We start from the raw sequence: 15,476 nt of genomic DNA, 5'->3' as shown, positions 1-15,476 counted from the left end.
CAGGAGTGATTCCATGCGTATCTACATCGGTTTATTCATGACGTGGCTGGCCTTTGCCGTCCACGCCGAGACGCCCGACCCGGACGTGGTCAAGGCGCAATTGCAGGACTACTACTTCGACGCTGCCCGCCGGGGTGACGTGGAAATGCTCAACACCTTTATCGACGCCGGCTATTCCCTCAACGCCCAGGATGAAAAGGGCTACACGGCGCTGATCCTGGCGGCTTATCACGGTCAGGCGCTGTTCATGGAACGCTTGCTGGCCGCCGGCGCCGACGCCTGTGTGCAGGACAACAGGGGCAACACCGCACTGATGGGCGCGATTTTCAAAGGCGAGCTGAAAATCGCCCAGCGTTTGCTGTCCACCGATTGCAACCCGGATCAGCGCAACGGTGCCGGACAGACGGCAGCCATGTACGCCGGGCTGTTCAAACGGGTCGAGCTGCTGGATGAGCTGAAGGCCAAAGGCGCGGACCTCAACGCCGAAGATCCGGTCGGCAACAGTGCCTCACGCTTGGCCAGTGGTGAAATCCGTACCGCAGCGCCGCGCTGAGCTATCATCGCGGTTTTTCGGTTGGAGGTTCTCGGATGGCAAAGGCCAAGCGCATGTACGGTTGCACGGACTGCGGTGCGACCTTTCCCAAATGGGCCGGCCAGTGCAGTGAATGCGGTGCGTGGAACACGCTGACCGAAACCATGGTGGAAAGCGGTGGCGCGGCCGCACCCAGTGGTCGTTCGGGCTGGACCGGGCAACAAACCCAGATCAAGACCCTGGCCGAAGTCAGCGTTGAAGAGATCCCGCGTTTCTCCACGGCCTCCAGCGAGTTGGATCGGGTACTCGGCGGCGGCCTGGTGGACGGCTCTGTGGTGCTGATCGGCGGCGATCCTGGCATCGGTAAATCGACCATTTTGCTGCAAACCCTGTGCAGCATTGCCAGCCGCATGCCGGCGCTGTACGTCACGGGTGAAGAGTCCCAGCAACAAGTGGCCATGCGTGCCCGCCGTCTGGGCTTGCCCCAGGACCAGCTGCGGGTCATGACCGAAACCTGTATTGAAAGCATCATCGCCACGGCCCGCCTGGAAAAGCCCAAGGTCATGGTGATCGACTCGATCCAGACGATCTTCACCGAGCAACTGCAATCGGCGCCGGGTGGTGTGTCCCAGGTGCGGGAAAGTGCGGCGTTGTTGGTGCGTTACGCGAAACAGAGCGGTACGGCGATTTTTCTGGTGGGCCATGTGACCAAAGAAGGCGCGTTGGCCGGGCCACGGGTGCTGGAGCATATGGTCGACACCGTGCTGTATTTCGAAGGTGAGTCTGACGGGCGGCTACGCCTGCTGCGGGCAGTGAAAAACCGTTTCGGTGCGGTCAATGAACTGGGCGTATTCGCCATGACTGACCGGGGGCTGAAAGAAGTCTCCAATCCCTCGGCGATCTTTCTTACCCGCGCCCAGGAAGAAGTACCCGGCAGTGTGGTGATGGCCACCTGGGAAGGCACCCGGCCGATGCTGGTGGAAGTCCAGGCGTTGGTGGATGACAGCCATATGGCCAACCCGCGCCGCGTGACCTTGGGCCTGGATCAGAATCGCCTGGCCATGCTGCTGGCTGTCTTGCACCGCCATGGCGGGATTCCCACCCATGACCAGGATGTATTCCTCAACGTGGTGGGCGGGGTCAAGGTGCTGGAAACTGCCTCGGACCTGGCGTTGATGGCGGCGGTAATGTCCAGCCTGCGCAACCGACCGCTGCCCCACGACTTGCTGGTGTTTGGCGAAGTGGGGCTGTCTGGTGAAGTGCGCCCCGTGCCCAGCGGCCAGGAGCGTCTGAAAGAGGCGGCCAAGCACGGCTTCAAGCGGGCCATCGTGCCTAAAGGGAATGCGCCCAAGGAGTCGCCTCCGGGGTTGCAGGTGATTGGGGTGACGCGTCTGGAACAGGCGTTGGATGCCTTGTTCGAATAATCAGCAACGCCGCAAAACCCACATTTAGACCTCCAGCAAGGCACCCAACTCTCGCTCAAGTTCTGCCTGATCCCCCAGGTTCAGCTCGATCAGCCGCCGCAAATGGCTGATCGAGTCCAGGTCGATATGCTCGCAAACAAAACCCAGTTGCTCGTGATCGTCATGGGTCAGCCGTACCTGCATCTTCACGTCGGTGCTGTCGTCTAGATGGATGTCCACATCGAACGGCTGCGAACTATCACCCAGCCACGGCTGCGGCTTGCGCACCAACAAACCCTTGAGCGACAAATCCACTAATGGTACCGGCCACATCTGGCCGTTCTGCCCAATCTCGGTCCTGGCGTCGAAGGCGATGCGCCGAAAACGACGTCGATCTGAAGGCTGCTCGCTCATGGTGAAACCCTCTGTGGATAAAGGGATTGTAGCCCTGCGCCATCATAGGGCAGGTTTTTCAGCTTTTTTTGCCCTCGGCAAGGCTCTAGACCAACGTAGGGGGGTGGTCTTTAAAGCCAGTAGCGCTAAACTCGGGATGGTTGTCTTTCTGTCCACCCTGGCTGGAATATAAAAATGAAAAATAATAATAGCCTGCTACGCCATTTACCCTGGCTGCTGCTGGCAATCGTAGGAGCGTGCGCCCTTGGCGTAGTGGCATTGCGTCGCGGAGAGGCGATCAACGCCTTGTGGATTGTGGTCGCGGCGGTGGCCATTTATCTGGTTGCGTACCGTTACTACAGCCTGTTCATTGCTAACCATGTGATGCAGCTCGATCCACTGCGGGCCACCCCCGCTGTGCTCAACAACGACGGTCTGGACTATGTGCCGACCAACAAACACATTCTTTTCGGTCACCACTTTGCGGCGATTGCCGGTGCAGGGCCTTTGGTCGGGCCGGTATTGGCGGCGCAGATGGGGTATCTGCCGGGTACGTTGTGGCTGATTGCCGGCGTGGTGCTGGCTGGTGCGGTGCAGGACTTCATGGTCCTGTTCCTGTCCACGCGTCGCAATGGCCGCTCCCTGGGGGACATGGTCCGCGAAGAAATGGGCCGCATTCCCGGGACCATCGCGCTATTTGGCTGCTTCCTGATCATGATCATCATCCTCGCGGTGTTGGCGCTGATCGTGGTCAAGGCCTTGGCCGAAAGCCCGTGGGGCATCTTCACGGTGATGGCGACCATCCCGATCGCGATGTTCATGGGCATTTACATGCGCTACATCCGCCCGGGCCGCATCGGCGAAATCTCGATCATCGGCGTGCTCTTGTTGCTGGGTTCGATCTGGCTGGGCGGGCAGATTGCCGCTGACCCGGTCTGGGCCAAGGCCTTCACCTTCACCGGGATCCAGATCACCTGGATGTTGATCGGTTATGGCTTTGTCGCGGCGGTGTTGCCTGTGTGGCTGATCCTCGCGCCGCGCGACTACCTTTCTACGTTCCTGAAGATCGGCACCATCATCGCCTTGGCGATCGGCATCCTGGTCACCATGCCTGACCTGAAAATGCCGGCGCTGACCCAGTTTATCGACGGCACCGGCCCGGTATGGAAGGGCGGCCTGTTCCCGTTCCTGTTCATCACCATCGCCTGTGGCGCGGTATCGGGTTTTCACGCGCTGATCTCCTCGGGCACCACGCCCAAGTTGCTGGCCAGTGAAGGTCACGCACGCTATATCGGTTATGGCGGCATGCTGATGGAGTCGTTCGTGGCCATCATGGCGATGGTTGCCGCTTCGGTGATCGAACCAGGTGTGTACTTCGCCATGAACAGCCCGGCAGCGATTGTCGGTGGTGACGTGGTGACTGTGGCGCAAACCGTCAGCAGTTGGGGTTTTGCGATTACTCCGGAAGCGTTGCAGGCGGTGGCCAAGGATATCGGTGAAACCACCATCCTGGCCCGTGCCGGCGGTGCACCGACCCTCGCGGTGGGTATCGCGCAGATCCTGCACAGTGTCCTGCCGGGTGAAAACACCATGGCGTTCTGGTACCACTTTGCGATTCTGTTCGAAGCGCTGTTCATCCTGACGGCGGTTGACGCCGGTACTCGTGCCGGTCGTTTCATGCTCCAGGATTTGCTCGGCTCTTTTGTCCCGGCGCTGAAACGTACCGAGTCCTGGACCGCCAACCTGATTGCCACTGCAGGCTGTGTGGCGATGTGGGGTTACCTGCTGTACCAAGGCGTGATTGACCCACTGGGCGGCATCAACACCTTGTGGCCGCTGTTCGGCATCTCCAACCAGATGTTGGCCGGTATCGCGCTGATGCTCGCCACCGTTGTGCTGATCAAAATGAAGCGCCAGCGCTACATCTGGGTGACCATGCTGCCAGCAGTCTGGTTGCTGATCTGCACCACCACCGCAGGCTTCATCAAGCTGTTCGACGCGAACCCGGCGATCGGCTTCCTGTCCCTGGCGAAGAAGTACAGTGACGCCTTGGCCAACGGCCAGATCCTGGCCCCGGCCAAGAACATCGACCAGATGCAGCACGTGATCTGGAACGCCTACACCAACGCAACGCTGACGGCGCTGTTCCTGTTCGTGGTATTCAGCATCCTGTTCTATGCGCTCAAGGTCGGTATTGCCGCCTGGGGCAACAAGGAACGTACGGATAAAGAATCGCCATTCCAGGCTGTTCCGGACGCGTGAATCGAGGATTGCAACCATGTTCAATGACCTGAGTCGCCTCGGTAAATACCTCGGTCAGGCCGCGCGCCTGATGGTCGGCATGCCCGACTACGACAATTACGTCGAGCATATGCAAACCAAACACCCGGACAAGCCGATGATGGACTACGAGGCGTTCTTCCGCGAACGCCAGGAAGCCCGTTACGGCGGCAAGGGTGGGCCCAAGTGCTGTTGAGCCGATAAGTCGGATTAACGCAGTTCCCTTGTGGGAGCGGGCTTGCTCGCGAAGGCGGCTACAACCGCCTTCGCGAGCAAGCCCGCTCCCACATTTGTTTCGTGTTTACTCAAGGAGATTTTTTTGTCCTCTCCCATTCCCGTCACCGTCCTCAGCGGCTTTCTCGGCGCTGGCAAGACCACCTTGTTGCGTCACCTGCTCAAGGCCGAACACGGCTTGAAAATCGCCGTGATCGAAAACGAATTCAGCGACGCCGGTATCGACACCCAGCTGTTGGGTGACGAACCGGTGCAAGTCATGACGCTGTCCAACGGCTGCGTCTGCTGCACCATCCACACCGACCTGACCAAGGCCCTGTATCTGTTGCTGGAGCGCCTGGACAGCGGCGAGATCGCCTTTGACCGCCTGGTCATCGAGTGCACCGGCCTTGCCGATCCGGCCCCCGTGGCCCAGACTTTTTTCATCGATGAAGAGTTGCGCGAGCGCTACATCCTCGATGGCATCATCACCCTGGTGGACGCAGCTCACGCCGAGCACCACCTGACCCAGACTATCGCTCAGGCGCAGATCGGTTTTGCCGACCGCCTGCTGGTGAGCAAGCGCGATCTAGTGGACGATGCCACCTTCGACGCCCTCAGCGAACGCTTGACCCGCATCAACCGCCGGGCACCGATTCGGGTGGTGGAGCACGGCAAGATCGACTTGGCCGAGTTGCTGGACGTACGCGGTTTCAACCTCAACGCCGGTATGAGCCTGAGGCCGGTGAGCAAGGCGCCATCCATCGACCGGATTTCCAGCCTGGTGCTGCGCACTGACCAGCCGCTGGATATCGACCGGCTCAGTGAGTTCATGAACGAACTGCTGGAAGACCACGGCAAACAGCTGCTGCGCTACAAGGGTGTGTTGAACATTGCCGGGGAAGAGCGGCGCATGGTGTTCCAGGGAGTGTTGAAGCTCTACGGTTTTGACTGGGACACTGAATGGGCTGAGGGTGAGACGCGGGAAAGTGTGATCGTGTTTATTGCCGACGAACTGCCGGAAGAGAAGATTCGCGAGGGGTTTGCGCGGGTTCACCAATCCTGAGCTGAAACGCAGTCCAGTGTGGGGCTTGCTCGCGAAAGCGGCTACAACCGCTATCGGGAGCAAGCCCCCTCCCACACTCGATTGCATTTCACATTCGAACAGGCATAAAAAAGCCCGGCTCTTGAGCCGGGCTTCTTATTCAAGCAACTGCAATCAAGCGCCGTACACCGGCAGCTTCTTGCAGATGGCCTTGAGCTTCTCACGAACAGCATCGATCACTGCTTCGTTATTCAGGTCAGCCAGGATGTCGCAGATCCAGCCAGCCAGTTCCTTGCACTCTGCTTCCTTGAAGCCACGAGTGGTCACAGCCGGGGTGCCGAAGCGCAGGCCGGAGGTAACGAACGGCGAGCGTGGGTCGTTCGGTACCGAGTTCTTGTTCACGGTGATGAAGGCTTTGCCCAGCGCGGCGTCGGCGTCTTTACCGGAGATGTCCTGCTTGATCAGCGACAGCAGGAACAGGTGGTTTTCAGTACCGCCGGAGACCACGTCAAAACCGCGCTCGATGAAGACACCGGCCATGGCCTTGGCGTTTTTCACCACTTGTTGCTGGTAGGTCTTGAACTCAGGTTGCAGCGCTTCCTTGAAGCAGATCGCTTTAGCGGCGATCACGTGTTCCAGCGGGCCACCTTGGGCACCTGGGAATACGGCGGAGTTCAGCTTCTTCTCGATCTCGGCGTTGGCGCGAGCCAGGATCAGGCCGCCACGTGGACCGCGCAGGGTCTTGTGAGTCGTGGTGGTCACCACGTCAGCGAATGGCACCGGGTTCGGGTAGACGCCAGCGGCAACCAGACCGGCCACGTGGGCCATGTCGACGAACAGGTAAGCACCCACCTTGTCAGCGATTTCACGGAAGCGTGGGAAGTCCAGGATCTGCGAGTAGGCAGAGAAACCGGCCACGATCATTTTCGGCTTGTGCTCGACCGCCAGGCGCTCGACTTCGTCGTAGTCGATCAGGCCGTTTGCATCGATACCGTATTGAACGGCGTTGTACAGCTTGCCGGAGGAGGACACGCTGGCGCCGTGGGTCAGGTGACCGCCATGGGCCAGGCTCATGCCCAGGATGGTGTCGCCGCCTTGCAGCAGGGCCAGGTAAACCGCCGCGTTGGCTTGGGAGCCGGCGTGTGGTTGAACGTTGGCGTAATCAGCGCCGAACAGTTCCTTGGCGCGGTCGATGGCCAACTGCTCAACGATATCGACGAACTCGCAACCGCCGTAGTAACGCTTGCCCGGATAACCTTCGGCGTACTTGTTGGTCAGAACCGAACCTTGAGCCTCCATCACGGCGGGGCTGGTGTAGTTTTCCGAAGCGATCAGCTCAATGTGCTCTTCCTGGCGCTGAGCTTCTTGCTCCATGGCGGCAAAGAGATCGGCGTCGTACTTGGCAATAGTCAAATCACGGCTGAACATGGCGGTCCTCAAGGATCGGGGGCAGAAAAGAAGCGCATTCTAACCCAATGGGTTTTAGATGGCATATGAAAGGACATCATGTCGCGGACAAGTGGGGCTCATCTGCAGATGGGTGGTGTTTGGGCGGACCTCTTCGACTTGCTCGCGAAGGCGCCATCAGCGCCACTACAGAGTCTCAGTCAAACATGAACAGCGCATCATTGCTGAACTGCACTTCAAACCGATTCGCCGGCATCGGCCGCCCGAACAGATAACCCTGCACTTCATCGCAACCATGCTCGCGCAGGAAGTCCAACTGCTCATGGGTTTCCACACCTTCAGCTATCACCGCCAGGTTCAGGCTGTGGGCCATGGCAATAATCGCCCGGGCAATCTGCGCGTCCTGCTCGCCGGACGGCAGGCCATCGACAAAGGTGCGGTCAATCTTCAGGACGTCGATCGGGAACTGCTTGAGGTAGTTCAGCGATGAATAACCGGTGCCAAAGTCGTCTACTGCAATGCTCAGGCCGAGGTTTTTCAGGCTGGCGAGGATCTGCATCGCTTCGTTGACTTCGCGCATCAGGATACTTTCGGTCAGCTCCAGCTCCAGGCACGCCGGTGGCAGGCCGGTGTCCTTGAGGATGGTGGCAATGCGTGTACCCAGTTGGCCGTCGGAGAACTGCCGGGCAGAAATATTCACCGAGACCTTGGGCACTCGCACCTTGTTCTGGTGCCAGGACTTGAGCTGGCGGCAGGCTTCGCTGATCACCCAGTCGCCCACATCAACCACCAAGCCAAGTTCTTCCAGCACCGGAATGAAATCCCCCGGTGGCACCAGCCCGCGACGCGGATGGCGCCAGCGCAGCAAGGCTTCGGCGCCGGTGAGGCGTTTGCCGTCGCCGCTGAACTGCGGTTGGTAATAGAGCACAAATTCGTTCTGGTCGAGGGCATGGCGCAGGTCGCTTTCCAGCTCCAGACGCTCCAGGGCGCTGGCGTTCATGTCCGCCTGATAGAACTGGAAATTGTTCTTGCCGCGTTCCTTGGCGTGGTACATCGCGGTATCGGCGTTCTTCATCAACTGGCTCAGCTCGTTACCGTCCTGAGGGCTCAAGGCAATGCCGATACTGGCGGTGACAAAGAACTCGCGACCTTCCAGCACGAACGGCTTCACCAGGCTTGCGAGTATCTGCTCGGCCACGTGAATCGCCCGGTTCAGTGCCATTTCTCGGCTGACCCGCGGTTGCAGGAGTAAGGTGAACTCGTCACCGCCCATGCGCGCCACGGTGTCGTCTTCCGCCACGCAGCCCAGCAGACGGGTGGCCATTTCCTTGAGCATGCGATCGCCGGCGGCATGGCCCAGGGAGTCGTTGATCGGTTTGAAACGGTCCAGGTCGAGGAACATCAGCACCACCCAGGACTTCTGGCGTTCCGCCGACTGCAACGCGGTGTGCAGGCGGTCCTGGAACAGCGTGCGGTTGGGCAGGTGGGTCAGGGCGTCGTAGTAGGCCAGGCGGTGGATGCGTTGCTCGCTGGCCTTGCGCTCGCTGATATCGCTGAAGAAACACACATAACTGGCCAGGTCGCCCTCGTCATCGAACACGGCGGTGATGCCGACCCAGGCCGGGTAATGTTCGCCATTACGCCGTTTGAGCCAGACCTCACCTTCCCAGGTGCTGTGCTGATGCAATTGCTTGAGCACATAACGCAGATGGGCTTCCTGCTGCTCGTCGACGGTGAGCATGTTCGGCAGTTGATCGAGCACATCCGCCACGGCATAACCGCTGACGCGGCTGAACGCTTCGTTGGCCTGGACGATATAACCGGCCGGGTCGGTGATCAGGATCGCCGACGTGGAGTGCTCGAATACCGTGGCCGCCATACGCAGGTCCTTCTCGGCGCGGCGCTGCTGGCTGATATCACGACCGACACCCAGGATGCCTTCGAAGGCACCGTGTTCATCCCACACCAGCACCAGCCGCAGCTCGATGGGCACTTTGCGCCCATCGGCCCGCAGGCAGTCGAACAGAAACAGCTGGGTTTGCACCTCATCGCGCAGTTTGGCCAGCGCCTTGGGGTCGCCCAGAGAGCGGCTGACCTGCTCCACCAGGGTGTAGATACCGGTCAGTTGCTGAGGGTTGGCGATGATCGATTGCCAGCCGTTCTTGAAGATCCAATCCACGTCGTAGCCCAGCACCGCATTGACCGAAGGGCTGACATAGTTGAGGGCCAATTGACTGTCGGTGGAGCAAATCACGTCGCTGATGCTTTCCGCCAGCATGCGGTAGCGCTGCTCGCTGTCGCGCAGGGACTCACTGGCTTCGATCTGGTCAGTGACGTCCTTGGCCACGCCAATAATGCGCGTGACCTGGTCGGACTTGTCCCGGGCCAGGGCCTGTTCGCGGATGTCGAAGCGTCGCCATTGATTGTTGCGGTGGCGAAAGCGCAACTGGCATTGCAGTTGGCTGAAGTAGCCGTTTTCACGCTGCTGCTGGCGCAGGTCGTGGTAATGCTGGGCGTCGTCGGGGTGCAGCAGGATTTCCCAGAAGTACTCACCCATCTGCTGCAACTCGGGCTTGTTGTAGCCCAAGGTGTGCCCCAGATGGTGGTTGCTGAAGATCATCCGCTGGCTGATCACGTCCTGCACGTACAGGTGATCGGGCACGGTACGCACCACGTCCGACCAGAATCCTTCGCGTTCGACCAACGACAACTCGATCAGCTTGCGGCTGGTGATGTCGCTGATGCTCAGGATGACCGCTTTATAGTCGTGCTGTTCTTCCGGCAGGCGCATCACCAGCCACAGGTACTGATCGTTGCCGTCTATATCGCTGAGCTGGATCTCCAGTTCCAGTTGTCTCTGCGGTGTCAGTACCGCCTCGAGCAGTTGATGGCCGATGGCAGTGGGGTTCAGCGGGCAGCCGTCAATCAGCCGTTCCCAGGCCTGCTCGCAAGACGCCACATTGAGCAGGCGTACCGCCACCTGGTTGATTTCGGTGATGCGCAGCTCCTTGAGCAACTGCTGGCGCTGTTCCGGGCTGTTTTGCAGCCAATCCTGCAGTTGCTCGCGAGTTTGCACGCGGGCCTTGTCGAAGTAGGCCGGCAGGCCTGAGAGGTCAAGCACGCACAACGCCACGCCGGTGCCTTCGAAAATATCCTGATAACGGCGACGCCCTTCGTGGACCTGGCGTTGGCGGCGCCGCATGTTCAGCAGGACGATCAACGGGATCAGGGAAAACGCCAGGCCCAACAGGCATTTGCCAATAAAGGCCGGCAGCAGTTGTTCCAGTACGGCGGCGCGATCAAACAGACCGCGTAGCTGCCAGTCGCTTTTGCTCAGGGGTGTGACCAAGACGCTCTTGTTCAATTCCTCCGGGGTCAGCGCCGTGGCCCACTGGGCTGGCATGCCATTGTCGCGGCTGACGACCCGGTGGTTCAGGCGGTTTTCAACGGCCCACATCGGTCGCTGGCCCAGGCCATCCTGGCGGGTCAGGTTGGCCAGGTAGTTGGGCGCCAGGCGCAAGGCCCAGTACACCTTGGCCCCGCCGCTGGGCTGATTGAGCAGCAGGTAGACGACGGTGCCGTCGTTGTTGTTGCTCATATAATAGGACTGGGCATGGCTGCGCTTGACCAGCTCTGCCAGCCAGGCACTGTCCTGGCTGTCGTTGGCGCTGTCACTGAGCATCGCGCCGCTGGGAGCGAGCAGGGCGACACTGCGCAGTTCCGGCAGCGAGCGTTGCAGGGTGCGCATCAGCATTTGTTGCTGTTCAGTGCTGCGTGGCTGCTCGACGATGGGCAGCAGGTTGAGGGCGATCTGGGCACTCAGGGCCATGTTCAAGCTGATTTGTTCGGCCAGGTCGGCGCTGTAGTCGATGGTGTATTGCTGCTGGTTCTTCTGGCTCTGCTGCAACTGGTCCAGCAGTTGCCAGAACAATAACGCGAGCAGCATCAGCACCAGCGTCGCCAATGCGCCCTTGAGGGTACCGTGCAGGGGCGCTCCCGGCGCGATGTTCGCGGCGCGCAGGGGAGTGGGCGTTGTGACGTTGGACAAGCTGTGATCCTGCGGTTTGGCTGGACTGGCGCGCGACGTGCACTATAAGCCGGACGCCCGAAGGGCGGCTAGCATGCCTTGTGCTGTGGCAAAGTGCCAGCCCCGCTTGGCTGGACTGCCCACACGCATTCAGGTAGCTTTGCCGGTTACGCGAGGGCGTTCCAGCCCCAGACAATCAGGCTTTTTCCGCACGCAGGCATTGATCACGATCAACGGCCCGCGCCGCGCATGGCCTGGCACGGGCTTCGCCCGCTTAATTCATCAGTCACTGACGCTAGGTTCACCATGGCTCAATACGTCTTCACCATGCATCGGCTGGGAAAAGTTGTTCCGCCGAAGCGGGAAATCCTGAAAAACATTTCGCTGTCTTTCTTCCCAGGCGCCAAGATCGGCGTGCTTGGCCTCAACGGTTCGGGTAAGTCCACGCTGCTGAAAATCATGGCTGGCGTTGACACCGAGTTCGAAGGCGAAGCCCGCCCGATGCCTGACCTGAACATCGGCTACCTGCCTCAGGAACCGATCCTGGACCCAACCAAGACCGTGCGCGAAGTGGTCGAGGAAGCGGTCAGCGTGATCAAGAACGCTCAGGCTCGCCTGGACGAGGTCTACGCCGCCTACGCCGAACCGGATGCCGACTTCGACAAGCTGGCCGCCGAACAGGCCAAGCTGGAAGCCATCCTGCAAGCCAGCGACGGCCATAACCTGGAACGTCAGCTGGAAGTGGCCGCCGATGCACTGCGCCTGCCGGCGTGGGACGCCAAGGTTGAATTCCTGTCCGGCGGTGAGAAGCGTCGTGTGGCCCTGTGCCGCCTGCTGCTATCGGCCCCCGACATGCTGCTGCTCGATGAACCAACCAACCACCTGGACGCCGACTCGGTCGCCTGGCTGGAACATTTCCTCCACGACTTCCCGGGTACTGTGGTCGCGATCACGCACGACCGTTACTTCCTGGACAACGTCGCCGGCTGGATTCTGGAACTCGACCGTGGCGCCGGTATCCCTTACGAGGGTAACTACTCCGGTTGGCTGGAAGCCAAGTCCGACCGTTTGGCTGCCGAATCCAAGCAACAGTCGGCCCATGAAAAGGCCATGAAGGAAGAACTGGAGTGGGTGCGCAAAGGCGCCAAGGCCCGCCAGTCCAAGTCCAAGGCTCGTCTGCAACGCTTCGAAGAGATGCAATCGCAAGAGTTCCAGAAGCGCAGTGAAACCAACGAGATCTACATCCCGGCCGGTCCGCGCCTGGGTGACAAGGTTATCGAATTCAAGAACGTCTCCAAGGGCTACGGCGATCGCGTGTTGATCGACAACCTGTCGTTCTCCATGCCTAAAGGCGCCATCGTTGGCGTGATCGGCGGTAACGGTGCGGGTAAATCCACCCTGTTCCGCATGCTGATGGGCAAGGAAACCCCGGACTCCGGCACCATCGAAGTCGGCGAAACCGTGCAACTGGCCTGTGTGGACCAGAGCCGTGACGACCTCGACGGTAGCAAGACCGTGTTCCAGCAGATTTCCGACGGTTCCGACCAGATCCGCATCGGCAACTACGAGATTCCGTCGCGCACCTACGTCGGCCGTTTCAACTTCAAGGGCGGTGACCAGCAGAAGTTCGTCAAGGACCTGTCCGGTGGTGAGCGTGGCCGCTTGCACCTGGCCCTGACCCTGAAAGAGGGCGGCAACGTCCTGCTGCTCGACGAACCGTCCAACGACCTCGACGTTGAAACCCTGCGTTCTCTGGAAGAAGCCTTGCTGGACTTCCCGGGCGCCGCCATTGTGATCTCTCACGATCGGTGGTTCCTTGACCGTGTGGCCACTCATATCCTGGCGTACGAAGACGACTCACAAGCGGTATTCTTCGAAGGCAACTACACCGAGTACGAAGCCGATCGTAAGAAGCGCTTGGGTGAAGCTGCTGCCCAGCCGCACCGTGTACGGCACAAGAAACTGGCCTGATTCGGGTTGGTGGTTTGAAAAAGCGGAGCCCTTTGCGGCTCCGCTTTTTTTTGTGTTTTTTTCAGGTGGATCGAGTTGGATTCATTCGCGAGCAAGCCCGCTCCCACATTTGACCGAGTTGCCAAGGCGCACACGGTCAAATGTGGGAGCGGGCTTGCTCGCGAAGACGGTTTAACTATTGGTGCAAGATCCAATTTGGCAATCCCCATTCGGGTGCAATAACGGCAAAAAATTCGAATTATTTATATCGTACGCACCATTTAAATTCACAAATGCGACATTTTGCCCTGTCGCGGTGCGACATGAATTGTTAAAGTCCGGCTCAAATCTCCTTTAACGACTATAAATTTGCCGAGACTTTTCATGATCGAATCCGTTGAATCCTTCCTTGCTCGCCTCAAAAAACGTGACCCGGACCAACCGGAATTCCACCAGGCCGTGGAAGAAGTCCTGCGCAGTTTGTGGCCGTTTCTTGAAGCTAATCCGCACTACCTGACCTCAGGCATCCTGGAGCGCATTTGCGAGCCGGAACGTGCCATCGTGTTTCGGGTGTCGTGGGTCGATGATCATGGCAAGGTTCAGGTCAATCGCGGGTTCCGTATCCAGATGAACAGCGCCATCGGCCCCTACAAGGGCGGCCTGCGGTTTCACCCGTCGGTGAACCTGGGTGTCCTGAAATTCCTCGCGTTCGAACAGACCTTCAAGAACTCCCTGACTTCGCTGCCCATGGGCGGCGGCAAAGGCGGCTCGGACTTTGATCCCAAGGGCAAGAGTGACGCCGAAGTCATGCGTTTCTGCCAGGCGTTCATGAGTGAGTTGTACCGCCATATCGGCGCGGATGTGGACGTGCCGGCCGGGGATATCGGCGTCGGCGCCCGGGAAATCGGTTTTCTGTTCGGCCAGTACAAACGCCTGAGCAACCAATTCACCTCGGTGCTGACCGGCAAGGGCATGAGCTACGGCGGCAGCCTGATTCGCCCGGAGGCCACCGGTTTCGGTTGTGTGTACTTCGCCGAAGAAATGCTCAAGCGTCAGAACCAGCGTGTCGAAGGCAAGCGCGTGGCCATCTCCGGCTCCGGTAACGTTGCCCAATACGCAGCCCGCAAGGTCATGGACCTGGGCGGCAAGGTGATTTCCCTGTCCGACTCCGAAGGCACCCTGTACTGCGAAAGCGGTTTGAGCGAGGAGCAATGGTCGGCGTTGCTGGAACTGAAAAACGTCCAGCGCGGCCGTATCAGTGAATTGGCTGGGCGCTTTGGTCTGGAGTTCCGTGCCGGTAAAACTCCCTGGGAACTGGCCTGCGACATCGCCCTGCCATGCGCCACCCAGAACGAACTGGACGCCGAAGCGGCGCGCACGCTGTTGCGCAATGGCTGCGTGTGCGTGGCTGAAGGCGCCAACATGCCCACCACCCTTGAGGCTGTGGATATCTTTATTGATGCAGGCATCCTGTTCGCCCCAGGCAAGGCCTCCAACGCCGGCGGCGTGGCCGTGAGCGGGTTGGAAATGTCGCAGAACGCCATGCGCTTGCTGTGGACGGCCGGTGAGGTGGACAGCAAGCTGCATAACATCATGCAGTCGATCCATCACGCCTGCGTGCATTACGGTGAAGAGAACGGCCGGGTCAATTACGTGAAGGGCGCGAATATCGCAGGCTTCGTGAAGGTCGCGGATGCGATGTTGGCTCAGGGTATCGTGTAAGTCTCGGGTTCGATGCGCAGGACTTCGATCAACTGATCACCGGCGGGGCGCTTCCACAGCACCTCGTCGCCCGGTTGGGCACCCAGCAACGCCCGCCCCAGAGGTGAGCCCCAGTTGATCAGGCCGGCGTTGGCATCTGCCTGGTCTTCACCCACCAATTGAACGCGCCGCTCTTCGTCCAGCTCATTGGCAAAGGTCACCCAACTGCCGATCTGCACCTTGTCGGTAGAGGTTGCCGGTGCCACCACCTGGGCGCTTTGCAGGCTCTGGTTGAAGTAACGCAAATCCCGCTCAAGATCGGCCTGGCGCTGTTTGTCCGCCTGCTCGCCCTTGGCGGATTCGTCGCTGTACTCCTGCTGAAGGCTGGCGACCTTGGTTTGCAGCTGTGCAAGGCCCTGGGCGGTGAGGCGATTGGGTTGCGCGCTGACCTGGCGTTCCACCGGTTGGCTGGCCTGGGCAGCGGCGCTGTCTTCGTTGACGAAAGCTCGGCTCATGGCAATCTCC

11 protein-coding genes are annotated in these 15,476 nt (G+C 59.9%); 7 read left to right on the top strand and 4 right to left on the bottom strand.

What is annotated here, in order from left to right; genetic code table 11:
* Positions 1-13: 13 nt before the first annotated feature.
* Positions 14-553 carry an ankyrin repeat domain-containing protein gene (locus J7E41_RS03745; RefSeq protein WP_214990212.1) on the top strand — a complete coding sequence of 180 codons (540 nt, stop codon included), beginning with the start codon at positions 14-16 and terminating at the stop codon, positions 551-553.
* 35 nt (positions 554-588) lie between these two features.
* Entirely contained in the window at positions 589-1,956 is a 1,368-nt protein-coding gene (gene radA / locus J7E41_RS03740; protein WP_155584772.1) for a DNA repair protein RadA, read from the top strand.
* Between the two features lie 24 nt (positions 1,957-1,980).
* Here radA and J7E41_RS03735 read toward each other — a convergent pair whose 3' ends face one another.
* Complete coding sequence (locus tag J7E41_RS03735; protein ID WP_214990210.1) at positions 1,981-2,349, bottom strand: PilZ domain-containing protein; 369 nt, start codon at positions 2,347-2,349, stop codon at positions 1,981-1,983.
* A gap of 174 nt (positions 2,350-2,523) precedes the next feature.
* On the opposite strand from J7E41_RS03735, the gene J7E41_RS03730 reads away from it, so the two are divergent.
* From J7E41_RS03730 to yjiA, 3 genes are all read left to right on the top strand, one after another.
* Positions 2,524-4,590, top strand: coding sequence for a carbon starvation CstA family protein (locus J7E41_RS03730; RefSeq protein WP_214990208.1), 2,067 nt, complete (start codon positions 2,524-2,526; stop codon positions 4,588-4,590).
* Positions 4,591-4,606: 16 nt separating this feature from the next.
* Positions 4,607-4,804 (top strand): YbdD/YjiX family protein, encoded by a 198-nt coding sequence (locus tag J7E41_RS03725; protein ID WP_003182142.1) that lies wholly within the window; start codon positions 4,607-4,609, stop codon positions 4,802-4,804.
* A 123-nt stretch (positions 4,805-4,927) separates the two neighbouring features.
* Entirely contained in the window at positions 4,928-5,887 is a 960-nt protein-coding gene (gene yjiA / locus J7E41_RS03720) for a GTPase (RefSeq protein ID WP_214990206.1), read from the top strand.
* 153 nt (positions 5,888-6,040) lie between these two features.
* Here the strand turns inward: yjiA and glyA are convergent, their stop codons facing one another.
* Both glyA and J7E41_RS03710 read right to left on the bottom strand, forming a co-directional pair.
* The gene (gene glyA, locus J7E41_RS03715; protein ID WP_214990205.1) at positions 6,041-7,294 is read right to left on the bottom strand and encodes a serine hydroxymethyltransferase; all 1,254 of its coding nucleotides are present in this window, start codon (positions 7,292-7,294) and stop codon (positions 6,041-6,043) included.
* Positions 7,295-7,469: 175 nt separating this feature from the next.
* A complete protein-coding gene (locus J7E41_RS03710; RefSeq protein ID WP_214990203.1) occupies positions 7,470-11,321 on the bottom strand; it encodes a bifunctional diguanylate cyclase/phosphodiesterase in 3,852 nt (1,283 codons plus the stop codon).
* Positions 11,322-11,606: 285 nt separating this feature from the next.
* Between J7E41_RS03710 and ettA the strand changes: the two genes are divergently transcribed.
* Both ettA and gdhA read left to right on the top strand, forming a co-directional pair.
* Positions 11,607-13,271 (top strand): energy-dependent translational throttle protein EttA, encoded by a 1,665-nt coding sequence (ettA, locus tag J7E41_RS03705; protein ID WP_214990201.1) that lies wholly within the window; start codon positions 11,607-11,609, stop codon positions 13,269-13,271.
* Between the two features lie 363 nt (positions 13,272-13,634).
* The gene (gene gdhA / locus J7E41_RS03700) at positions 13,635-14,972 is read left to right on the top strand and encodes an NADP-specific glutamate dehydrogenase (protein ID WP_214990199.1); all 1,338 of its coding nucleotides are present in this window, start codon (positions 13,635-13,637) and stop codon (positions 14,970-14,972) included.
* Here gdhA and J7E41_RS03695 read toward each other — a convergent pair.
* Entirely contained in the window at positions 14,957-15,466 is a 510-nt protein-coding gene (locus tag J7E41_RS03695) for a GreA/GreB family elongation factor (RefSeq protein ID WP_214990197.1), read from the bottom strand. The genes gdhA and J7E41_RS03695 overlap by 16 nt on opposite strands.
* Positions 15,467-15,476 lie beyond the last annotated feature (10 nt).

This window comes from Pseudomonas fluorescens (assembly GCF_018614655.1).
Taxonomy (GTDB): domain Bacteria; phylum Pseudomonadota; class Gammaproteobacteria; order Pseudomonadales; family Pseudomonadaceae; genus Aquipseudomonas; species Aquipseudomonas fluorescens_BX.
This window is presented reverse-complemented; position numbering and strand designations above follow the sequence as displayed.

Bases quoted from the DNA above. Each gene is read 5' to 3' on its own strand.
- J7E41_RS03745 (WP_214990212.1), top strand. From the start codon at position 14: ATGCGTATCTACATCGGTTTATTCATGACGTGGCTGGCCTTTGCCGTC.
- radA (WP_155584772.1), top strand. From the start codon at position 589: ATGGCAAAGGCCAAGCGCATGTACGGTTGCACGGACTGCGGTGCGACC.
- J7E41_RS03735 (WP_214990210.1), bottom strand. From the start codon at position 2,349: ATGAGCGAGCAGCCTTCAGATCGACGTCGTTTTCGGCGCATCGCCTTC.
- J7E41_RS03730 (WP_214990208.1), top strand. From the start codon at position 2,524: ATGAAAAATAATAATAGCCTGCTACGCCATTTACCCTGGCTGCTGCTG.
- J7E41_RS03725 (WP_003182142.1), top strand. From the start codon at position 4,607: ATGTTCAATGACCTGAGTCGCCTCGGTAAATACCTCGGTCAGGCCGCG.
- glyA (WP_214990205.1), bottom strand. From the start codon at position 7,294: ATGTTCAGCCGTGATTTGACTATTGCCAAGTACGACGCCGATCTCTTT.
- ettA (WP_214990201.1), top strand. From the start codon at position 11,607: ATGGCTCAATACGTCTTCACCATGCATCGGCTGGGAAAAGTTGTTCCG.
- gdhA (WP_214990199.1), top strand. From the start codon at position 13,635: ATGATCGAATCCGTTGAATCCTTCCTTGCTCGCCTCAAAAAACGTGAC.
- J7E41_RS03695 (WP_214990197.1), bottom strand. From the start codon at position 15,466: ATGAGCCGAGCTTTCGTCAACGAAGACAGCGCCGCTGCCCAGGCCAGC.